The organism is Nocardioides rubriscoriae (assembly GCF_008087085.1).
GTDB lineage: Bacteria > Actinomycetota > Actinomycetes > Propionibacteriales > Nocardioidaceae > Nocardioides > Nocardioides rubriscoriae.
Genome location: NZ_VIYJ01000008.1, coordinates 219,536 through 239,766 on the forward strand (window position 1 = coordinate 219,536; position 20,231 = coordinate 239,766).

The following is a 20,231-nucleotide window of genomic DNA, read 5'->3' on the forward strand; positions in this document are numbered from 1 at the left end:
GCCCGTCATGGTCAGTGCGCCAGCTTCAGCGGGGCGGCGGCGCCGAACACCTCGACGTCGTCCTGGCACGCGGCCCGGGCCAGGTCGCACACGACCAGGGTGTAGCCGGGGATGTAGCCGCGGCCGCGCGGGCGGTCGGGTGGGTACTGGATGCCGTTCTGCACCTCGACAACGAACGTGACGGTGCCGTCGTCGAACGCGGCGTCGCGCACGATGGCCCCCGGGCGGAGGTCGAGCGGGAGCGGCGTGCCGGGCCCGAGGTCGACCACGACCCTCAGCGGGGCCGCGCTCGCGGCGACGTCGCGGGTGAGCAGGTAGTGGCCGTCGTCGGACAGCGAGCCGTCGCGCCCGGTGACCCCGCTGGCGTCGTGGCCGGTGGACACCGCGATCAGGTCGTCGTCGAGCTGCCTGGCCTGCGTGCCGCCCGCGACGTCGAGCAGGCCCTCGGGGGCCTGGAGGACGACGACGTCGCCGACCCGGGTCAGCGGCTGCTCGCCCGCGCTGTCGACGTAGACGGTGCCGTCGTCGAGGGCCACGACCGTGGCACCCACGGCCGGGACGGTGGTGGTCCGCGGCGTCGTGCCCCGCAGCGACCGTACGACGACCGCACCCGACGTCGCGTCGACCCAGGCGGTCTCGCGCGCCTGGGGGTCGGCCACGGCGGCCGCACCCGGCGTCGTGCGTCCGAGCGTCTCGACGGGCCGTCCGGCCCGCACGTGGACGACCCGGCCACCGTCGTCGGTCGCCACCACGCCGTCGCCGACGCGCACCATCGCGACCAGGCCCGGCAGCCGCACCGTGCGGTCGGCCAGGTGGATGCGGCGGCCGTCGTACCAGGTGACGGGGTCGAGGTCGGGGCCACCGGTCAACGGGACCCGCGCGGTGGCACCGACGCCGGCGACGGGCGCGGCGCTCGGTGACGGCCCGGCGGCGCCGGGGTCGGGTGCGGGCTGGGGGTCGATCGAGCGCACGGCGACGGTGACGGTCGCGGCCACGGCGGCGAGCCCGGCCACCGCCGCGACCAGGGTCAGACGACGTCCGCCGCGGCGCCGCTGGACGTAGCGGGACCGCGCCTGCTCGACGTGGGGGTCACCGACCGGGATCTCCTCGGCCAGCCGCGGCAGGTCGGCGAACGTCGACTCCCCCACCGGCGACCCGAGGGGGGCCGGACCGAGCGCGTCGTCGAGCTGCTCGGGGGTCAGGGCCCCGACGGCCTGCGCGACGACCCGCGCGCGCTGGGCGGGCGACAGCACGTCGAGGGCCTCGACCGCCTCGTCGAGGTCGCCGGCGCAGGGCTCGGGCCGGTGCCACCACGCGGTGCGGTCGCGCTCCCACGTGTCGACCACCTCGGCGACCAGCGTCGCGTCGAGGTCGAGCCACTCGTCGTGCGCGCAGCGCTCGAAGAACGCGCCGACCGCGGTGGTCGCCAGGTCCTGCGCATGGCGCGGCGGCGCACCCAGGAGCACCAGCATCCTCACGACCACCGGCCAGCGGCCGACGGCGTACGTCGCGATCTCCTGCACACCGGGACGCCCCGGCCGGCCGTGGACGAGCACGTCGGGCACCACAGCCACCTCTCCGGTCGGTCAGACCGCCTCGTCGCGGCCCCGCGGGGCCGGACTCCAGGGTATTCGTCGCGGCCCCACGCGCGGATGCGCGAGACGGGCGAGACTGGCGAGACGGACCTGCAGGCGGTGCCGGGTCAGGGGTCAGGGGTGCAGCGACATGGGTCCGTAGACCCGGCGGTCGTGCTCGAAGAGCGTGACCTGGTCGACGCCGGCGGCGGCGAGGTCGCCGAACAGCTCACCGACCCACGACTCGGCGTCGGCCTGGCTGGCGAAGCGCTGGGCGACGAGCTCGTCGGCGCCGTCGCCGGTGGGCGTGACCTCGGCGCCGGTGGAGTCCTCGAGACGCCACGTCCAGGGGCGCTCGGCCGCGGTCGGCCGTCGGAACGTCGGGGGCTGGTCGGGCAGGTTCATGGTCATGACTCTCGCACCGAGGGCTCGACGAACGGCAGCGGACGCACCTGGAACATCTCGCGCCGCCCGCGCACGTCGACGCCGACCTGGGCGTCGGGGTTGACGACCGACGAGAGCAGCGCGAGGGCGATGCCCTTCTTCAGCGTCGGCGAGAAGGTGCCGGAGGTGACCTCCCCGAGCAGCACGTCAGGCACCAGGGAGACGCTCATGTGGGGACGCGGGATGGCGCGGCCGGTCGACTCGAGCCCGACCAGGCGGCGTCGCGGCCCGGCCTGCTTCTCGGCGACCAGGGCGTCGCGGCCCCAGAACGCGTCCTTCTTCCAACCGACCGCCCAGCCCAGGCGCGCCTCGTTGGGGGTGACCGACAGCGAGATGTCCTGGCCGTGCAGCGGGTAGCCCATCTCGGTGCGCAGGGTGTCGCGGGCGCCGAGGCCGCACGGGGTCAGCCCGAACGGCTCCCCCGCCGCGAGGATCGCGTCCCAGACGGCGCCGGCACCGTCGCTGGGCACCACCAATTCGTAGCCCCGCTCGCCGGTGTAGCCGGTGCGGCAGATCACGACGTGGGTGCCGGCGAACGAGGCGTCGACGAAGCTCATGTAGTCGTGGCCGGTGGGCAGCCCCACGGCGGCGAGCAGGTCGTCGGACGACGGCCCCTGCACCGCGAGCACGGCGAAGTCGCGGTGCTGGTCGACGACCTCGACCCCCGCCGGCGCGGCGGCGGCCAGGCGGCGCACGACCTCGGCGGTGTTGGCGGCGTTGGGGATCAGGAAGACCGCCTCGTCGGAGCGGTAGTAGGCGATGAGGTCGTCGACGATGCCGCCGGTCGCGTCGTCGCAGCACAGCGTGTACTGCGCCTGGCCGGGCCCGATCCTGCGCAGGTCGTTGGACAGCGTCGCGTTGACGAGGTCGGCGGCACCGGGACCGGTCACCGCGGCCTTGCCGAGGTGGCTGACGTCGAAGATGCCGACGGCGGTGCGCACGGCGGTGTGCTCCTCGACCACCCCGGCGTACTGCAGCGGCATCGACCAGCCGCCGAAGTCGGCGAACTTGGCGCCCAGCGCCAGGTGTCGGTCGTGGAGGGGAGAGCGCAGCGGCTCCTGGGGACCGGAGGCCTCGGACATGGACCGAAACCTACCGCCACGCACCCCGCGCGGCCCACGTCCGGTCGGCACCGCCGTAGGCTCCCCGCGTGACGACGTGGACCCTGCGCAGTGCCAGCCCCGCCAAGACCCGATGCGACGCGGTCGTCGTCGGCGTGCTCTCCGGGGGCTCGCGCCCCACGATCGCCCCCGGCGGCGACGACGTCGCCGAGGCCTACGGCCGCAAGCTCGCGCCGCTGCTGACCACGCTGGGCGTGACCGGCAAGGCCGGTGAGGTCGTCAAGGTCCCGACCTCCCAGACGATCGCCTCGCCGATGCTGGTCCTGGTCGGTCTGGGCCCCGAGGCCACGCCGGCCGCCGTACGCCGCGCCGCCGGCGCCGCGGCCCGCGCGGTCTCCAACGCCGCCTCGGTCGCGCTCGCCCTGCCCGCCGACACCGCGGGCCTGGTGCGTGCGGCCACCGAGGGCTACCTCCTCGGCGGCTACACCTTCACGACGTACAAGAAGAGCGCCGGCGAGAAGAAGACGCCGCCCGAGGTCGTCGTGCTCAGCCCCGCGGCCCGCAAGAAGGACGCCGTCGCCGCCTTCGACGAGGCCCAGGTCCTGGCCGCCGCGGTCACCACGACCCGCGACTGGGTCAACACCCCGCCCAACGACCTGCGCCCGCCGTCGTTCGCCGACGGCATCGTCGCCGCGGTCAAGGCCCGCCCCCGCGGCGCCGCCAAGGTGGGCGTCAAGGTCCTCGACGAGCGCCAGCTCGCCGAGCTCGGCTGCGGCGGCATCCTGTCGGTCGGCCAGGGCTCCGACGCCCCGCCGCGGCTGGTCGAGCTCACCTACTCCCCCAAGGGCGCCACGCAGCACCTCGCGCTCGTCGGCAAGGGCATCACCTTCGACACCGGCGGGCTGTCGATCAAGCCCGCGGCCAACATGCACGAGATGAAGTCAGACATGGCCGGTGCCGCCGCCGTCGTGGCCGCCACCCTCGCGATCGCCGACCTCGGCCTGCCCGTCCGGGTCACGACCTACGCCTCCATCGCCGAGAACATGGTCGGCGCGTCGGCCACCCGGCCCGGCGACGTCGTGACGATGTACGGCGGCACGACCGTCGAGATCCTCAACACCGACGCCGAGGGCCGGATGGTGCTCGGTGACGCCCTGGTGATGGCGACCGAGCAGCAGCCCGACGTGATCCTCGACGTCGCCACCCTGACCGGCGCCATGGTCGTCGCGCTCGGCGACAAGGTCGGCGGCGTGATGGGCGACCCGACCGTCGTCGACGGCGTGCTCGCCGCGGCCGAGGCCGCCGGCGAGGAGCACTGGCCGATGCCGATCCCCGCGGCCATGGTCGAGCGCGTGCACTCGAGCAAGATCGCCGACCTCGCCCAGCACGACTGGATCCGCTGGGGCGGCGGGCTCTACGCCGCGGCCTTCCTGCGCGAGTTCACCGCCGGGCTCCCCTGGGCCCACCTCGACATCGCCGGCCCGTCGTACAACTCCGGCGGCCCCCACGGCCACGTCACCAGCGGCGGCACCGGCGTGGCCGTCACGACCCTGGTCGAGTACGCGCGGTCCCTGGCGGGCTGAGCCGGGCCGAGCGGGGCCGAGCAGGTCCTACAGGCCCTGCTCGCGTCGCTGCTGCTTCATCCGCGAGTTGTAGTCGCGCATCCGCTGCGGGATGCCGACGACCGCGGCGTCGTAGGACGGCACCTGGTGCTTGTTGCAGAAGTCGTGGGCCCAGGCGGCCGAGGGCACCCGGCGCCGGGTCCACTCCCCGTCGTGGGCCACCAGCAGGACGGTCACCTCGCTGACCGCGGTGCGGGGCTCGACGAACCCCTCGACTCCGCGGCGCTCGGCGACCCAGGCGTCGAGGTGGGCGATGTCGACCTTGTCGGCGGCACGCACCGTCGTGGAACCGGTGCGCAGGCCGCCGGTCGGGCGACTCACGCGGGTCCGGGACCTGCGGCGGAAGCGGTCGAGGAAGGCCATGGGGCCAGTCTGCCTGGTCCACCGCCGTACTTGCGGCAGCGCCCTGCGGGCGCGTGCGGTCAGCCGGTCCCCGACGACCAGGTGAAGACCTCGTGCGGCCCGATCCGGAACACCCGCCCGTCGGTCCCGTCGACCTGCAGGCGCAGGTAGCGGTCGCGGTCGCTGCGGTTGTAGCCGTAGACCCCGACCGAGCCGTCACGACGCCGGAAGCCGGCCGAGACGACGTCGAGCGGGCCGCTCACGCCGACCACCGTGGAGCCGCGGCGCGCGGCCCGGCTGAGGTGCGCCAGCACGTAGAGCTCGGGCTCGGCGTAGGAGGCGTCGCCGTCGACCGTGAGCAGCCCCCGGCAGGTGCCGCACCCGCCGAAGGCGCCGCGCTCGCCAGGCGAGAGCGCGAGGTTGAACATCAGCAGCCCGGTCGAGCCGGCGTCGACCGACTGGTCCACGAGCACCCGGGAGTCCCAGTCGAGGGTGCCGACGGCGGAGTCGTCGGTGCCGGTGCACTCGTCGACGAGCCAGGGCACCTCGAGCCCCGCGGCCTGCGCGGGGACGCCGGCGTAGCAGTGGAAGGCCACCGCGGCGTGGGCACCGGGCGCGTCACGCAGGGCGGTCCGCGCGCGTGCGACGTCGCTCCAGTTGTGGTCGAGCGCCCACAGGTCGACGCCCAGCGCGTCGACGCGCGGGCCCACGAGCCGCGCCAGCCGCGAGAGCTGGGCGTCGCTCACCAGCATCGTGGGGTAGCGCTCGGCCAGGCCCGGCTCGTTGGCCAGCGTCAGCGCCCGCACCGGGAAGCGGTGCTCACGCAGCCACCGGACCTGGCCGACCAGGAAGTCGGCGTACGACGCGACGGCGTCGTCGCGCAGGCTGCTGCCGAACCACGTCCTGCGCACCTTGAAGCGCGGCGGCGCCGACCACGGGGTCGCGACCAGGCGCACGCCCCGGTCGATGGGCAGGACCTGCTCGCGCAGGAACCGCAACGTGCGCCGCGCCTGCGGGCCGGGCACGACCCGCCCGTCGCGGACCCGCCAGCCCCACGTCTGCGTGGAGAAGTCGGTGGCCGACAGCGGCAGCCGCAACCACTGCAGGCGCGCCCCCTGCGCGGCCGCGGGATCGAGCAGCAGCCGGACCAGGTCGGGGCGGTCCTCGAGGTGGGCGACCGCGGAGTCGGTCAGCGCCGCACCGACGCCCGTCCACGTCTGTCCCGACGTGGCGGGGTCGACGGTCACCGGCTCCACGAGCGTCAACAGCGGCACCGACTGCTGGGGCGGCCGCGTGCTGAGGCGTACGGCGGGGTCGTCCGGCGAGCTCACCACGAGCGTGCCGCCCGCAGCCCGAGCATCCCGAGCAGCCGGGTCGACCGGACCGGCCGGGTCGGCCGGACCGGCCGCGTCGGTGGCGACGGCGCTGCGGTCGTGCGGTCGGGCCGTGCTGGTGATCCCCGCCGCGACCACCGCGCATGCGACCAGGACGGCCAGGACGACGAGGACCGCGGAGCGACCGGTGGTGCTGCGGGCCCGGCGCGGTCGTGCGATCACTCGGAGCATCCTCCTGCGTCGGCGAGGCCCGGGGCAACACACCACTCTGCGCCCGGCTGCGGACTTCGAGGGACCGGTGAGGCGCCCTTGCCGCGCGGCTCCCCGGTAATGCAAAGATGGGCGTCCCAGCGCCCTGGCGCTCACTGACCCTCGGAAAGGACCAGCGTGGCCGACTTCGACGTCCTCGTCCTCGGAGCGGGCTCGGGCGGCTACGCCTGTGCCTTGCGGGCGGCGCAGCTCGGCCTCAGCGTGGGCCTGGTCGAGAAGGACAAGCTCGGCGGCACCTGCCTGCACGTCGGCTGCATCCCCACCAAGGCCCTCCTCCACGCCGCCGAGGTCGCTGACAACACCCGCGAGTCGCAGCAGTTCGGCGTGCGCGCCACGCTCGAGGGCATCGACATGCCGGGCGTCAACGCCTACAAGGACGGCGTCGTCTCCCGGCTGTTCAAGGGCCTGGCCGGGCTGATCAAAGGCCGCGGCATCACCGTGATCGAGGGTGAGGGCAAGGTCACCGGCGACCGTCAGGTCACGGTCACCGGCGCCGACGGGCAGGAGGTCCACACCGGCAAGCACCTCGTGCTCGCCTCCGGCTCCTATGCCCGCACCCTGCCCGGGCTCCAGGTCGACGGCACCCGGGTGATGACGTCCGAGCACGCGCTGCGCCTGGACCGCGTGCCGGCCTCGGTGGTCGTGCTCGGCGGCGGCGTGATCGGATGCGAGTTCGCCAGCGTGTGGCGCAGCTTCGGCGCCGAGGTCACCATCGTCGAGGCGCTCCCCCGGCTCGTCGCCGCCGAGGACGAGGCGTCGTCGAAGGCGCTCGAGCGCGCGTTCCGCAAGCGCGGCATCGTCTTTCGCACCGGCACCCCCTTCCAGAGCGTCAAGACCACCGACACCGGCGTCGCCGTGACCGTCGAGGGCGGTGACGTCATCGAGGCCGAGCTGCTGCTCGTCGCGGTCGGGCGTGGCCCGTCGACCGACGGCCTGGGCTACGAGGAGGCCGGCGTCGCGATGGAGCGGGGCTTCGTGCTCACCGATGAGCGCTGCCGCACCAACGTCGAGGGCGTCTACGCCGTCGGCGACATCGTGCCCGGGCTGCAGCTGGCCCACCGGGGCTTCCAGCAGGGCATGTTCGTCGCCGAGGACATCGCCGGGCTCGACCCGCAGCCGATCGACGAGACCGCCATCCCGCGCGTGACCTACAGCAGCCCCGAGGTGGCGTCGGTCGGGCTCGACGAGGCAGCGGCCCGGGCGGCGTACGGCGACGAGGTCGAGACCCTCACCTACGACCTCGGCGGCAACGGCAAGAGCCAGATCCTCAAGACCCAGGGCTTCGTCAAGCTGATCCGCCGCAAGGACGGGCCGGTCATCGGCGTCCACCTGGTCGGCGACCGGGTCGGCGAGCTGATCGGCGAGGCCCAGCTCATCTACTCGTGGGAGGCGCACGCCGAGGACGTCGCCCCGCTCGTGCACGCCCACCCGACCCAGAACGAAGCCCTCGGCGAGGCCCACCTGGCCCTCGCCGGCAAGCCTCTCCACGCCCACTCCTGAAGGGGAACCGCCCACCCATGGCCACCGAAGTCAACCTCCCGGCACTCGGGGAGTCCGTCACCGAAGGCACCATCACCCGCTGGCTCAAGCAGGTCGGTGACAGCGTCGCGGTCGACGAGCCGCTGCTGGAGGTCTCGACCGACAAGGTCGACACCGAGATCCCCTCGCCGGTCGCCGGCACCCTGCTCGAGATCAAGGCCGCCGAGGACGACACCGTCGAGATCGGCGCCGTCCTCGCGGTGATCGGCGACGAGGGCGAGTCCGCCGGCGACGCCACCGGGTCCGCCGCGCCCGAGGCGCAGCCCGCCGACGAGGACGAGGCCGCGAAGAAGGCCGAGCAGGAGGAGCAGATCGCTGCCGAGACCGGCGAGCTGCCGCCCGGCGACGAGACCCCCGAGGCCGACAAGGCCGAGCCCGCACCGGCCGCGGCACCCGCGGCTCCCGCGGCCCAGTCGGCAGCACCGTCGGGCGGCGGGTCCGCCACGGCGGTCGTGCTGCCCGCGCTGGGCGAGTCGGTCACCGAGGGCACCGTCACCCGTTGGCTCAAGCAGGTCGGCGACGACGTCGCGGTCGACGAGCCGCTGCTGGAGGTCTCGACCGACAAGGTCGACACCGAGATCCCCTCGCCGGTCGCCGGCACCCTGCTGGAGATCAAGGTGCAGGAGGACGAGACCGTCGAGGTCGGCGCCGAGCTCGCGTTGGTCGGTGACGGCGCGGCCGCGCCCGCGGCTGCCGAGCCGGAGCCCGAGCCCGAGCCCGAGCCGGAGCCCGAGCCCGCCAAGGCACCGGAGCCGGAGCCGGAGCCTGCGAAGGCCCCCGAGCCGGAGCCCGCCCAGGCCCCCGAGCCCGCCCCGGCGCCGGCCGCCGGGTCGCAGGGTGACGGCCCGAGCGGGAGCCCCGCCGGTGAGCCCGCGAGCACGTCGAGCGCCCCGTCGTCCGACGGCGCCGGCTACGTGACTCCGCTCGTGCGCAAGCTCGCCGCCCAGAACAGCGTCGACCTCGCCACGGTGACCGGGTCGGGCGTGGGCGGTCGCATCCGCAAGCAGGACGTGCTCGACGCCGCCAAGGCCCAGGAGAGGGCTGCGGCGCCCGCGGCCCCCGCTGCGCCCGCAGGCCCCGCCGCCGCGTCGGCACCCGCCGCTGCGCCGGTGACGCCGTCCCCGCTGCGCGGCACGACCGAGAAGATGAGCCGCCTGCGCAAGATCATCGCCGAGCGCGTGGTCGAGTCGCTGCAGGTCAGTGCGCAGCTCACCCAGGTCATCGAGGTCGACGTCACCAACGTCGCACGGCTGCGCGACGCCACCAAGGCCGACTTCCTGGCCCGCGAGGGCGTCAAGCTGTCCTACCTGCCGTTCTTCGCCAAGGCGACGGTCGACGCGCTCAAGCAGCACCCGAAGTTCAACGCGACGATCGACACCGAGGAGGGCGTGGTCACCTACTACGACCGCGAGAACCTCGCCTTCGCGGTCGACACCGAGAAGGGCCTGATCTCCCCGGTCGTCAAGGACGCGGGTGACCTCTCGATCGCGGGCCTGGCCAAGAAGATCGCCGACGTCGCCGAGCGCACCCGCACCAACAAGATCGGCCCCGACGAGCTCGGCGGTGGCACCTTCACGATCACCAACCTCGGCAGCGTCGGGGCCCTGTGGGACACCCCGATCATCAACCAGCCGCAGGTCGCGATCCTCGGTCCCGGTGCCGTGGTCAAGCGCCCGGTCGTCATCGACGACGCCAACCTCGGCGAGACGATCGCGGTGCGCCACATGGTCTACCTCGCCCTGACCTACGACCACCGTCTCATCGACGGCGCCGACGCGGGCCGCTTCCTGCAGGACATCAAGAAGCGCCTCGAGGCCGGCCAGTTCGAGGTCTGACCCACCCGCAGCGACGAACGCCCCCTCCCGAGCACCTCGGGAGGGGGCGTTCCACGTCCGGGCCCGACGTCGACGTACGCACGTCGGCTCAGCACGACAGGGGCGACCCGATCGTCAGCGCGGCTGACGGCCAGGAGGCGAGCAATGGAACTGGACCAGCAGAACGGCGCCGGGCCACGACGCCAGGCCGACCACAGGGCGCACGGAGCCGGAGGTCGGCCCCAGCGTCTGGGCGGCCGCCACCCAGACCGGCGGCAGCCCTCGAGGACGACGGGCGGCCAGCCAGACGCGGGCCGACCGTAGGCGACCAGTCAACAGAGCCGGAGGCGACCCACCATCACAGCTCGAACTCGGCGGGGTCGATGCCGACGGCGTGGCAGGCCTCGCGGACGACGGCCTTCTCCTGGTCGTCGAAGTGGCCGTCGGCGCCGCCGATGATGATGCCGATCTGGATGACGGCGCGGGCCTCCGACGGCTTCTTCTTGGTCTTGCCGACCACCTGGATGAGCTCGACCTTGCCGAGCTGGTAGTCGGCGGCGAGCTTGTTGCAGCTCTCGTCGAAGCGTGAGCTGAGGGTGTCGGGCGGGAAGTTGGACAGGGCGGCGTTGGAGGTGATCAGGCCGGAGACCTTCTGGCGCTCCGAGGCGTCGACGCTGCCGTCGGCCGCGGCCACCAGCGCGCACATCGCCATGCTGGCGTCGCGGAAGGACCCGCTCTGCAGCTCGTTCTTCTTGGCGAGGAGCTGGGTCTGCATGTCCTGCGTGGCCTGGCGGAGCCGGTTCCAGATGGGCATGGTGGTGACTACCTCGGGTTTCGTCGGGGGCTGGACTGTCATGGTGCCCCACGACGACAACCGCGCCCGGTGTCGTCGTCCCCGCACTGCCGGGGGAGGTGGTCGTCGGGGCCGTCTGCCAGGATCGCGCCATGGCCTCACCTGCGCTCTCGATCGTGCTCGCCGGCGGTTCCGGCTTCCTCGGCAGCCACCTGCGCACCGCGCTGCGCAGCCGTGGCCACCAGGTGACCTCGCTCGTGCGCCGTGAGGCCGGCGGGCCCGACGAGTCGACCTGGGACCCCTACGCTGGCCAGGTCGACCGCACGCTGGTCCGCACCGCCGACGTGGTCGTCAACCTGGCCGGCTCCCCCACGCTGGGCAACCCGCACTCCAAGAAGTGGGCGCGCCAGCTGCGCGAGAGCCGGGTGACCACGACGGCGCTGCTCGCCGAGACGATCGCCGAGGCCGACCGACCCCCGGCGTTCCTGGCCGGCAACGGGATCTCCTACTACGGCGACCACGGCGACGCCGTGCTGACCGAGGCCGCCGACACCCGCGGGCACGCGCTGCTCACCGACGTCACCCGTGAGTGGCAGGCCGCCGCCGACCCGGCGGTCGCGGCCGGCTCCCGGGTCTGCGTGCTGCGCACCGCCCCGGTCATGGACCGGCGCGCGGCGCCGCTGCAGCAGCTGCGGCTGCTGTTCCGCACCGGCCTGGGCGGTCGGCTCGGCAAGGGGCGCCAGTACATGCCGATGATCTCGCTGCGCGACTGGGTGGGTGGGGTGGTCCACCTCGCCGAGCACGCCGACGCCTCGGGGGCGTTCAACCTGTGCCTGCCCCAGGCGCCCACCAATGCCGAGTTCACCAAGGCCCTCGCGGCCGCCTGCCACCGCCCAGCGGTGGTGCCGGTGCCGGCCGCGGCGATCAGGCTCGCGGGCGGCGAGATGTCGTCGGAGCTGCTGGGCTCGCTCAACGTGCGCCCGGAGGCCCTGCTCGCGTCGGGCTACGTCTTCGCCGACGCCGACCTCGACTCGATGCTCACGACCGCCCTCGCGGCTCGGGACTGACCGACGCGACGCGCCACCGCCCGACCGGGCTGCGTGCCAGCACGATCCGCCGCGTCGACGGCCGGTCGTGCGGGAGCACCAGGTCGCCGGCCGAGACGTGCGCGACCCGGTCGGTGACCACGAGCACCAAGCGTCGCGGGCGGTCGAGGAGCACCTGCAGCCGCAGCACCTGGGTGGTCAGGCCGGTGACGCGCAGTCCGCGGCCGGCCCAGGCGCGCAGCATCGCCGCGTCACGCCGTCCGGCCACCGACCCCGGCGTGTAGAGCCCCGCGAGGGCCCGGACGTCACCGCTGGTCCAGGCCCGAGCGCGCTCGGCGTCCCAGTGGCGCAGCACCTGCCGGGCCCGGGCCGCGGGTGGCGTGGCCACGGGCGTCGCCCGACCGTCGGCCGGACGCGCCGAGGGCGCCGGTGGCGCCGCGTCGGGCGACCGCACGACCAGCACGCCGCAGGTCACCACCACCCCGCACAGGGCACCGGCCAGCACGCTGAGCAGCACGCGCGAGACGACCCGGGACGACATGGCTCCAGTAGAGCCGAGGTCGCCGTCCGCGCGCAGAGTCCATCCACAGGCTCGGACCCGGGTGGTCGTGGCCGGGCGTAGGGTGAGGACGTGACTGCCGACCTGCCCCTCGACCTGTCGTTCGAGGTCGCCGGACTCGGGTCCGGGGCCGTCGACTACCTCGCCGCGTGGGACCTGCAGCGCGAGGTGCACGCCGGCGTGGTCGCGGGCTCGCGACCGCCGACGGTGCTGCTGCTCGAGCACCCGCCCGTCTACACCGCCGGCAAGCGCACCGACCCGCACGAGCGGCCGGTCGACCCCGGCGGCGCGCAGGTCATCGACGTCGACCGCGGCGGCAAGATCACCTTCCACGGCCCCGGCCAGCTCGTCGGCTACCCGATCGTGCGGCTGCCCGACCACGTCAAGGTCGTCGACTACGTGCGCCGGGTCGAGGAGGCGCTGATCGCGGTGTGTCGCGACCTCGGCGTCGAGACCGCCCGCGTGCCGGGGCGCAGCGGCGTCTGGCTGCGCGCCACCGACGAGCGGCCCGAGCGCAAGGTCGCCGCGATCGGCATCCGCGTCAGCCGCGGCGTCACCATGCACGGCTTCTCCCTCAACGCAGACGTCGACCTCGGCTGGTACGACCGGTTCGTGCCCTGCGGCATCGCCGACGCCGGGGTCACCACGCTCTCGGTCGAGACCGGTCGCCCGGTCACGGTGCGCGACGTCCTGCCGTCGGTCGAGCAGCACCTGCGCCACTACCTCGCCTGGGCGCCCTACGACCCCACGCCCGACTACGAGCCGCGCCCCGAGCCCGGCCGTGCGCCGCGCATCGAGCTGGTCCGTCCCGGCGGCTGAGAGCACTGCTCGCGCTTCCCTCGTCGTCGAGCCGAGCAGCGCAGGCCCGCACCGGCGGACAGCACCCTCAAACGCGCAATCACCCTGTAATACAGGCTTTCAGGTCGATGACGGAACGTCTCGCGCCCTTCTCGCGGCACTCCCGCGGTGGTCAACTCGAGAGGCACCCCACCTCTCATCCGCACTCGACCACAGGAGCTCGACATGCAGATCCACCACAGGGTCGGCGCCACCGCCAGCGCGCTCGCCCTCGCCCTCACCGGGCTCGCCGGGACCACCTCCGCACAGGCCACGACCACCCAGTCGACCACCCCGTCGACCACCGCGGCATCCCCCGTCGTCGGCCACACCTACGTCAACGACAACAACGCCGGGGCCAACGCCGTGGCCGCCTTCGACCGGCACGCCGACGGGAGCCTGACGCCCATCCCCGGCTCCCCCTTCGCCACCGGTGGCAGCGGTCTCGGCCGGGGCCTCGGGTCGCAGGGGGCGATCCAGCGCTCGGACGACGGCCGCTTCCTCCTCGCGGTCAATGCCGGGTCCGACAGCATCTCGGTCCTGCGGCTCGGCGCCGACGGCGTCCCGACCCCCGTCGGCACCCCCGTGCCCTCGGGCGGCAAGAAGCCCGTCTCGATCGCCGTCCACGACAGCCTGGTCTACGTCGCCAACGGCGGCGAGGGCGGCGAGAACTACACCGGCTTCCGTCTGTCGGGCACCGGCTCGCTGACCGCGATCCCCGGGTCGACCTTCGCCCTGCCCGACGGGTCCCACGCGGGTGACGTCCTCTTCGACCCGAGCGGCAAGCGCCTGATCGGCACGCGCGACGACACCTCGCAGCTCGACTCGTTCAAGGTGCACGGCGACGGCCGCATCGCCCCGGTGCAGGTGGGGACCCCGACCGCCGTGGCGGGGCCGATCGGCGCGCAGTTCAGCCCGACCCACGCCGACCAGCTGTTCGTCACCCTCGCGCACGGCGGCCCGGGCACGGGCACCGTCGCGGCGTACGACGTGTCGCGCAACGGCACCTTCGACCCGATCGGACCGGGTCTGTTCCCGAACGGTCAGACCGCCACCTGCTGGGTCGAGATCACTGCTGACGGCAGGTACCTGTTCGCCGTCAACACCGCCGCCCTGACGATCTCCCGCTACGCGGTCAGCGACGACGGCGAGCTCGACCTCCTCGGCAACACGCCCTTCAACGACGGTGTCGGCGCCGTGGACGCGCGGCTCTCGCCCGACGGCCGCACCCTGTCGGTCACCGGTGGCCGCGGTCGCGTCGTCAGCGTCTTCGCCGTCGAGGGAGGCGACCTGACGGAGCTCGCGAGCTCCCCCACGCCGCTGCCGGCCGCCTCCGCGCCCACCGGCATCGTGGTGACCTGAGCCTGGTCGACGCCTCGACGTGGGCGCCGCGGTCCGTGAGGGCCGCGGCGCTCGTGCGCGCGTGGCGTTGCCAGGATCGGCGCTGCGCACGTGATCTGATGACCCGTCGCACTCGGGGAGGGACACACACATGAGCGATCAGCTGGTCATCGAGGCCACCGGCCTGCGCAAGGAGTTCCGCGGCCGCAAGGGCACCAGGGTCGCGGTGGACGACCTCGACCTCGCGGTCCCGGCCGGCGGGGTCCATGGCTTCCTGGGGCCCAACGGCTCGGGCAAGACCACCACGATCCGGATGCTGCTGGGGCTGGCTCGCGCCACGCGGGGCGAGATGCGGCTGTTCGGCCAGCAGGTGCCCGCCCACCTGCCGGCGGTGATCGACCGCGTCGGTGCGGTGGTGGAGTCACCGAAGTTCTCCCCCCACTTCTCGGGACGCCGCAACCTGCTGCTGCTGTCGCGCTCCATCGGCGCACCCGACCGCCAGGTCGACCAGGCGATCGAGACCGTCGGCCTCACCGGTCGCGACCGTGACCGCTACAAGTCCTACTCGCTGGGGATGAAGCAGCGCCTGGCGATCGCCGCGACCCTGCTCAAGGACCCGCAGCTGCTGATCCTCGACGAGCCCACCAACGGCCTCGACCCCGCCGGCATCCGCGAGATCCGCGAGACCATCCGCGACCTCGGCGCCCGCGGGGTCACGGTGCTGCTGAGCTCGCACATCCTCGCCGAGGTGCAGCAGGTCTGCACCTCGGCCACCATCATCGGCAACGGCCGCCTGCTCGCCTCGGGCAAGGTCGACGACCTGGTCGGCGGCACCGCCGCGGCGTACGCCGTCACCGTGCCCGACCAGGCCGCCGCGCGCCGCGCGCTCACCGACGCCGGGCTCGCGACGACGCCCACCGAGACCGGGCTGCGCGTCGAGTCCGACGACCCGGCCCGCATCACCCGCACCCTGGGCGCCGCCGAGATCTGGCTGACCGGCCTGACCCCGCTGCGTCGCGACCTCGAGTCGGTCTTCCTCGAGCTCACCGAGGCCGACACGCTCGGCCAGCACACCACCGCGCCGGGCGGTGCCGCATGATCCGCCTGCTGCGCGTCGAGCTGACCCGACTGCGGTGGCGCCGGGCCGTCCTGCTGCTGGTCGCGGCCGCCATCGTCATCCCGACGATCATCCTCGCGGCGCGTGCCTACGAGACCCGGCCGGTCAGCGACGCCGACCGCGCCGACGCCCAGGAGCAGGCCGACGTCGAGCTCGGCTTCCAGCGCGAGCAGATCGAGCGGTGCCTCCAGGCACCGCGCCAGTTCGGCATCGCCCCCGACAACGCCGAGCGCCAGTGCGAACGGCGCCTGTCCTACCCCGTCGACCCCGAGCAGTACCTCTACCGCGAGCAGCTGCGCCTGGACTCCGAGCTCAGCGGGGCCGGGCTGGCGGTGGTGGCCGTCGTCGCCGTGCTGATGCTGCTGGCCGGCACGACCTACGTCGGGCACGACTGGGGGTCGGGCTCCATGAGCAACCAGCTTCTCTTCGAGTCCCGCCGGCTGCGGGTCTGGGGCGCCAAGGCGCTGGCGGTCGGCCTGCTCGCCCTCGGGGTGGGGCTGGTCGCGCTCGCTGTGTTCTGGGGTGGGCTGCTCGCGTTCGCCCAGGCCCGTGACCTCGACCCGTCGGGACAGGTCGTCACCGACGTCGCCCAGCAGGCCGGTCGCGGCCTGGCCATGATCGTGGCGGCGGCCGTCGGCGGCTACGCGCTGACCACCATGGTGCGCAGCACGGTGTTCACCATCGGGGTGCTGTTCGGGGTCTCGGTGGCCGGTGGCCTGCTCTTCGGCGCGCTGCTGCCCGACGGCGCGCTGCGCTTCGAGCCCGCGACCAACGCTTTGGCCGTGGTCAAGGGCGAGGTCACCTGGTACGTCGAGCCCCCGGCCGACTGCGCGGTCGTCGTCTACGACATGACCACGACCGACTCCGACCGCTGCGCGACCCAGGCGCGGCTGACCCAGCGCGGCGGTGCCGTCTACTACGGCGTGCTGCTGCTGGCCCTCGGGTCGGCCAGCGCGGCGTCGTACCGCCGACGCGACGTGCCGTAGCGCCGCGGAATATCGTCCGCCCACGCTCGTTGGGCCAGACATGGAGATCCTGCTGACCGGCGCGACCGGTTACATCGGCAACGCTGTCCTCGCCCGCCTGCTGGCCTCCGAGCACCAGGTGCGGGCCGTGGTCCGCAACGAGGAGAAGGCCGACGCGGTGCGCGTCGTCGGGGTCACCCCCGTCGTGGGCGACCTGTTCGACCCGGCCTGGCTGCGCGGGCAGCTCGACACGGTGGACGGGGCGATCCACACCGCCGCAGGCAGCGACGAACGCGACGCCGCGCTCAACGACGCCGTGATCGAGGCCGTGCTGGCCTCCTTCGCCGGCACCGAGAAGCCGTTCGTGCACACCGGCGGCGTGTGGACCTACGGCGACAACCCCGACATCGCCGACGACGACCCGCAGCAGCCCCCCGCCATCACCGCGTGGCGCCCGGCCGGCGAGCAGCGACTGCTCACCTCGGGCGTGCGCGCCTCGGTGGTCCGTCCGGGCATCGTCTACGGCCACGGCGGCGGCATCCCCGCGATGCTGGCCGCAGGGCCCCGTGACGAGGCGGGCGCCCTGGTGCTCATCGGCACCGGCGACCAGCACTGGCCGACCGTCCACGTCGACGAGCTCGCCGACCTCTACGTCCTGGTGCTCCACCAGGCGCCCGGCGGCACGGCGTACGTCGGCGCCAACGGCACCAACCCGACGGTGCGCGAGCTCGGCGAGGCCGCGGTCGGTCCCGACGCGACCGTCGTCGCGGGCAGCGCCGAGGAGGCCGCTGGCCGGTTCGGGGCGGCGTTCGCCGAGGCCCTGCTGCTCGACCAGCAGTCGGCGGGTCGCGCGGCCCGGGCGCTGGGCTGGGAGCCGTCGGCGCCCTCCCTGGTCGAGCTCCTGCGCGACGGCTACCCGGGTGGGCGCTGAGTGCCGCCGCGCGACGTAGGATCGACGAAGTGACGACCACACCCCCCGTCAGCCCCACCGCTCCCGACGGCCGCAAGCTGCTGCGCCTCGAGGTCCGCAACGCCGAGACCCCGATCGAGCGCAAGCCCGAGTGGATCAAGACCCGCGCCAAGATGGGCCCCGAGTACAAGGCCCTGCAGAAGCTCGTCAAGGACGAGGGCCTGCACACGGTCTGCCAGGAGGCCGGCTGCCCCAACATCTTCGAGTGCTGGGAGGACCGCGAGGCGACCTTCCTCATCGGCGGCGAGCAGTGCACCCGGCGCTGCGACTTCTGCCAGATCGACACCGGCAAGCCCGACCCGCTCGACCGTGACGAGCCGCGTCGCGTGGCCGAGTCGGTGCAGAAGATGCAGCTGCGCTACGCCACGATCACCGGCGTCGCACGCGACGACCTCGACGACGGCGGCGCGTGGCTCTACGCCGAGACCGTGCGGATGATCCACGAGCTCAACCCCGGCATCGGCGTCGAGAACCTCATCCCCGACTTCAACGGCAAGCCCGACCTGCTGACCGAGGTCTTCGAGTCGCGCCCCGAGGTGCTGGCCCACAACGTCGAGACGGTGCCGCGCATCTTCAAGCGCATCCGCCCGGCCTTCCGCTACGAGCGCTCGCTCGACGTGATCACCCAGGCCCGCGACTTCGGGCTGGTCACCAAGTCCAACCTGATCCTCGGCATGGGCGAGACCCGCGACGAGGTCTCGCAGGCGCTGGTCGACCTGCACGCCGCCGGCTGCGAGATCATCACGATCACGCAGTACCTCCGCCCCTCGGCGCGCCACCACCCCGTCGAGCGCTGGGTCAAGCCCGAGGAGTTCGTCGAGATGGCGGCCGAGGCCGAGGAGATCGGTTTCTCCGGGGTGCTGTCGGGCCCGCTCGTGCGTTCGTCGTACCGTGCCGGTCGCCTGTACCGTCAGGCGATGGACGCGCGCGCGTCCGTCTGACGTACCGACTGACGTACCGACCCGGCGTACCAGCACGAGTAGCGAGGCAACGACACCGATGGCCAAGGAGCCCAAGGCCCCCAAGACCGCCCCGGTCAAGGAGACCGACCCGACCAAGATGAGTCGGCGTCGCCAGATCATCGAGACCTACCGGATGTCGAAGGACAGCGACCCCCGGCTCGGGCTGTGGCTGCTCGGCGCGTTCCTCGTCTTCGGTGCGATCGGCTTCGGCCTGGTGTTCCTCGCCTTCGGCGGCAGCACCTTCGGCCTGGTGTTCTCGATCCTCATCGCGGTGCTGACCGGGTTCCTCGGGATGATGATCATCTTCAGCCGCCGCGCCCAGCGGGCGGCGTACACACGCCTCGAGGGTCGCCTCGGCGGTGGCGCGCAGGCGCTGACGATGCTGCGCCGGGGCTGGACCGTCGAGCAGATGGTCGGTTTCACCAAGCAGCAGGACATGGTCCACCGCGTCGTGGGTCCTCCCGGCGTTGTGCTGGTCGGCGAGGGCAACCCCCACCGGCTGCGCGCGCTGATGATCTCCGAGCGCAAGAAGCACGACCGCGTCATCGGCGAGACCCCGATCCACGAGGTCGTCGTCGGCAGCGGCGAGGGCCAGGTGCCGCTGCCCAAGCTGGTGCGTCACATCCAGAAGCTCGGCCGCCAGGTCAAGCCGGCCGAGATCACCGACATCCTGCAGCGACTGCGGGCCCTCGACGCCCAGCGTCCCAAGGTCCCGCTCCCCCGCGGCCCCGTGCCGACGTCGATGAAGGGCATGCGCGGCAACCTGCGCGGTCGCTGAGCCGCTCGGCGTGCCCCCGTCAGGGCGCCTCGACGGTGACGGGTGCGCCCCAGGCGCTGTAGTCGGTGCGCAGCAGCTGGCCGCTGTCGACGAAGGCCTGGTCGACGCGCACCGGCAGGCCGGTGTCGTCGACCGAGAAGGTCACGTCGACTGCGCCGGTGAGGTCGTCGGGCACCTGGGCGCCACCGACGAGGTCAGCGGCGTCGACGGTGAAGGTGAAGCTCGCGACCGGGGTGCCGCCGACCTCGGCCGGCCCGCCCGCGGCGAAGTCCGAGGCGCCCTTGAGCGCCGCCGCGAGGTCACCGAGCACGTCCCAGCCGGGCAGGGCGCCGATGGCGCTGCCCGCGTTGGCCGGGTCGTCGGGGTCGACCTCGGCGAAGTCACCGTCGGCCGTCGTGCGCACGTAGGTCGTGCCGGCGACGCGGCGCACCTCGATCGTGGTGCCGGGCACCGCGGAGATCTCGGCGCTGTAGTCGTCGCCGCCGAGGTACTGGTGGTCGGCCTCGACCCCCGGCGGCGGGGTCGCGTTGCCGACCGACAGGTGCACGGTCTCGAAGCCGCCCATCGCCGCACCGACCGCCGCGAAGAGGTCGTCGGCGGTGGCGATGTCGCCGGTGAGCGGCGGGTCGGTGGTCGGGCTGGTCGGGCTGGTCGGGCTGGTCGGGCTCGGCTCAGGGGTCGGGGTAGGAGTCGGCGCCGGTGCCGTCGACTCGGTGCCGATGGTCACCGATGACCCCGGGATGACCACCGGCGTCGGTACGGCCTGCTGGGCGTCACCGCTGCCGCACCCGACCAGGAGGGACCCGGTCGCCACGATCACCAGCAGCGTCGCCGTACGACGTCCCCTCGACATGCGCCGACCG

At 73.7% G+C, this 20,231-nt stretch carries 19 protein-coding genes; 11 read left to right on the forward strand and 8 right to left on the reverse strand.

Annotated elements, in window-relative coordinates; all coding sequences use genetic code 11:
* Positions 1–11: 11 nt before the first annotated feature.
* The 3 genes from FZC61_RS15640 to gcvT all read right to left on the reverse strand — a co-directional run bounded on the left by FZC61_RS15640 (position 12) and on the right by gcvT (position 3,100).
* Positions 12–1,565, reverse strand: coding sequence for a SigE family RNA polymerase sigma factor (locus FZC61_RS15640; RefSeq protein WP_148615105.1), 1,554 nt, complete (start codon positions 1,563–1,565; stop codon positions 12–14).
* A gap of 144 nt (positions 1,566–1,709) precedes the next feature.
* Complete coding sequence (locus FZC61_RS15645; RefSeq protein ID WP_148615106.1) at positions 1,710–1,979, reverse strand: hypothetical protein; 270 nt, start codon at positions 1,977–1,979, stop codon at positions 1,710–1,712.
* Between the two features lie 2 nt (positions 1,980–1,981).
* A complete protein-coding gene (gene gcvT / locus FZC61_RS15650; RefSeq protein WP_148615107.1) occupies positions 1,982–3,100 on the reverse strand; it encodes a glycine cleavage system aminomethyltransferase GcvT in 1,119 nt (372 codons plus the stop codon).
* 68 nt (positions 3,101–3,168) lie between these two features.
* Between gcvT and FZC61_RS15655 the strand changes: the two genes are divergently transcribed.
* Positions 3,169–4,662 (forward strand): leucyl aminopeptidase, encoded by a 1,494-nt coding sequence (locus FZC61_RS15655; RefSeq protein WP_148615108.1) that lies wholly within the window; start codon positions 3,169–3,171, stop codon positions 4,660–4,662.
* A gap of 27 nt (positions 4,663–4,689) precedes the next feature.
* Here the strand turns inward: FZC61_RS15655 and FZC61_RS15660 are convergent, their stop codons facing one another.
* Both FZC61_RS15660 and FZC61_RS15665 read right to left on the reverse strand, forming a co-directional pair.
* Positions 4,690–5,064 carry a hypothetical protein gene (locus FZC61_RS15660; RefSeq protein WP_246142727.1) on the reverse strand — a complete coding sequence of 125 codons (375 nt, stop codon included), beginning with the start codon at positions 5,062–5,064 and terminating at the stop codon, positions 4,690–4,692.
* A 59-nt stretch (positions 5,065–5,123) separates the two neighbouring features.
* The gene (locus FZC61_RS15665; RefSeq protein ID WP_148615109.1) at positions 5,124–6,599 is read right to left on the reverse strand and encodes a glycoside hydrolase; all 1,476 of its coding nucleotides are present in this window, start codon (positions 6,597–6,599) and stop codon (positions 5,124–5,126) included.
* 165 nt (positions 6,600–6,764) lie between these two features.
* On the opposite strand from FZC61_RS15665, the gene lpdA reads away from it, so the two are divergent.
* Positions 6,765–8,147 carry a dihydrolipoyl dehydrogenase gene (gene lpdA, locus FZC61_RS15670; protein ID WP_148615110.1) on the forward strand — a complete coding sequence of 461 codons (1,383 nt, stop codon included), beginning with the start codon at positions 6,765–6,767 and terminating at the stop codon, positions 8,145–8,147.
* 17 nt (positions 8,148–8,164) lie between these two features.
* Positions 8,165–10,021 carry a 2-oxoglutarate dehydrogenase, E2 component, dihydrolipoamide succinyltransferase gene (gene sucB / locus FZC61_RS15675; RefSeq protein WP_148615111.1) on the forward strand — a complete coding sequence of 619 codons (1,857 nt, stop codon included), beginning with the start codon at positions 8,165–8,167 and terminating at the stop codon, positions 10,019–10,021.
* A 337-nt stretch (positions 10,022–10,358) separates the two neighbouring features.
* Here sucB and FZC61_RS15680 read toward each other — a convergent pair whose 3' ends face one another.
* The gene (locus FZC61_RS15680; protein ID WP_148615112.1) at positions 10,359–10,814 is read right to left on the reverse strand and encodes a tellurite resistance TerB family protein; all 456 of its coding nucleotides are present in this window, start codon (positions 10,812–10,814) and stop codon (positions 10,359–10,361) included.
* A 131-nt stretch (positions 10,815–10,945) separates the two neighbouring features.
* Between FZC61_RS15680 and FZC61_RS15685 the strand changes: the two genes are divergently transcribed.
* Positions 10,946–11,860 carry a TIGR01777 family oxidoreductase gene (locus FZC61_RS15685; protein ID WP_148615113.1) on the forward strand — a complete coding sequence of 305 codons (915 nt, stop codon included), beginning with the start codon at positions 10,946–10,948 and terminating at the stop codon, positions 11,858–11,860.
* On the opposite strand, the gene FZC61_RS15690 is transcribed toward FZC61_RS15685, so the two are convergent.
* Positions 11,832–12,380: a hypothetical protein gene (locus FZC61_RS15690; protein WP_148615114.1), complete on the reverse strand. Its 549-nt coding sequence runs from the start codon at positions 12,378–12,380 to the stop codon at positions 11,832–11,834. The genes FZC61_RS15685 and FZC61_RS15690 overlap by 29 nt on opposite strands.
* A 90-nt stretch (positions 12,381–12,470) precedes the next feature.
* Between FZC61_RS15690 and lipB the strand changes: the two genes are divergently transcribed.
* From lipB to FZC61_RS15725, 7 genes are all read left to right on the forward strand, one after another.
* Positions 12,471–13,217: a lipoyl(octanoyl) transferase LipB gene (gene lipB / locus FZC61_RS15695; RefSeq protein ID WP_211357275.1), complete on the forward strand. Its 747-nt coding sequence runs from the start codon at positions 12,471–12,473 to the stop codon at positions 13,215–13,217.
* A 204-nt stretch (positions 13,218–13,421) separates the two neighbouring features.
* Positions 13,422–14,597: a lactonase family protein gene (locus FZC61_RS15700; protein WP_148615115.1), complete on the forward strand. Its 1,176-nt coding sequence runs from the start codon at positions 13,422–13,424 to the stop codon at positions 14,595–14,597.
* A gap of 130 nt (positions 14,598–14,727) precedes the next feature.
* The gene (locus FZC61_RS15705; protein ID WP_148615116.1) at positions 14,728–15,675 is read left to right on the forward strand and encodes an ABC transporter ATP-binding protein; all 948 of its coding nucleotides are present in this window, start codon (positions 14,728–14,730) and stop codon (positions 15,673–15,675) included.
* Positions 15,672–16,679: a hypothetical protein gene (locus FZC61_RS15710; RefSeq protein WP_148615117.1), complete on the forward strand. Its 1,008-nt coding sequence runs from the start codon at positions 15,672–15,674 to the stop codon at positions 16,677–16,679. The genes FZC61_RS15705 and FZC61_RS15710 overlap by 4 nt, the downstream gene beginning before the upstream one ends.
* A gap of 40 nt (positions 16,680–16,719) precedes the next feature.
* Complete coding sequence (locus tag FZC61_RS15715; RefSeq protein WP_148615118.1) at positions 16,720–17,589, forward strand: NAD-dependent epimerase/dehydratase family protein; 870 nt, start codon at positions 16,720–16,722, stop codon at positions 17,587–17,589.
* A 29-nt stretch (positions 17,590–17,618) separates the two neighbouring features.
* Positions 17,619–18,569 (forward strand): lipoyl synthase, encoded by a 951-nt coding sequence (gene lipA, locus FZC61_RS15720; protein ID WP_148615119.1) that lies wholly within the window; start codon positions 17,619–17,621, stop codon positions 18,567–18,569.
* 58 nt (positions 18,570–18,627) lie between these two features.
* Positions 18,628–19,368 (forward strand): DUF4191 domain-containing protein, encoded by a 741-nt coding sequence (locus FZC61_RS15725; protein WP_148615120.1) that lies wholly within the window; start codon positions 18,628–18,630, stop codon positions 19,366–19,368.
* 19 nt (positions 19,369–19,387) lie between these two features.
* On the opposite strand, the gene FZC61_RS15730 is transcribed toward FZC61_RS15725, so the two are convergent.
* A complete protein-coding gene (locus FZC61_RS15730) occupies positions 19,388–20,221 on the reverse strand; it encodes a hypothetical protein (RefSeq protein WP_148615121.1) in 834 nt (277 codons plus the stop codon).
* Between the last annotated feature and the right edge of the window lie 10 nt (positions 20,222–20,231).

Coding starts and splice junctions, on each gene's coding strand:
- FZC61_RS15725 (WP_148615120.1), top strand. CDS start 18,628: ATGGCCAAGGAGCCCAAGGCCCCCAAGACCGCCCCGGTCAAGGAGACC.
- FZC61_RS15715 (WP_148615118.1), top strand. CDS start 16,720: ATGGAGATCCTGCTGACCGGCGCGACCGGTTACATCGGCAACGCTGTC.
- FZC61_RS15705 (WP_148615116.1), top strand. CDS start 14,728: ATGAGCGATCAGCTGGTCATCGAGGCCACCGGCCTGCGCAAGGAGTTC.
- FZC61_RS15730 (WP_148615121.1), bottom strand. CDS start 20,221: ATGTCGAGGGGACGTCGTACGGCGACGCTGCTGGTGATCGTGGCGACC.
- FZC61_RS15690 (WP_148615114.1), bottom strand. CDS start 12,380: ATGTCGTCCCGGGTCGTCTCGCGCGTGCTGCTCAGCGTGCTGGCCGGT.
- FZC61_RS15660 (WP_246142727.1), bottom strand. CDS start 5,064: ATGGCCTTCCTCGACCGCTTCCGCCGCAGGTCCCGGACCCGCGTGAGT.
- FZC61_RS15645 (WP_148615106.1), bottom strand. CDS start 1,979: ATGAACCTGCCCGACCAGCCCCCGACGTTCCGACGGCCGACCGCGGCC.
- FZC61_RS15710 (WP_148615117.1), top strand. CDS start 15,672: ATGATCCGCCTGCTGCGCGTCGAGCTGACCCGACTGCGGTGGCGCCGG.
- FZC61_RS15685 (WP_148615113.1), top strand. CDS start 10,946: ATGGCCTCACCTGCGCTCTCGATCGTGCTCGCCGGCGGTTCCGGCTTC.
- sucB (WP_148615111.1), top strand. CDS start 8,165: ATGGCCACCGAAGTCAACCTCCCGGCACTCGGGGAGTCCGTCACCGAA.
- gcvT (WP_148615107.1), bottom strand. CDS start 3,100: ATGTCCGAGGCCTCCGGTCCCCAGGAGCCGCTGCGCTCTCCCCTCCAC.
- FZC61_RS15700 (WP_148615115.1), top strand. CDS start 13,422: ATGCAGATCCACCACAGGGTCGGCGCCACCGCCAGCGCGCTCGCCCTC.
- FZC61_RS15680 (WP_148615112.1), bottom strand. CDS start 10,814: ATGCCCATCTGGAACCGGCTCCGCCAGGCCACGCAGGACATGCAGACC.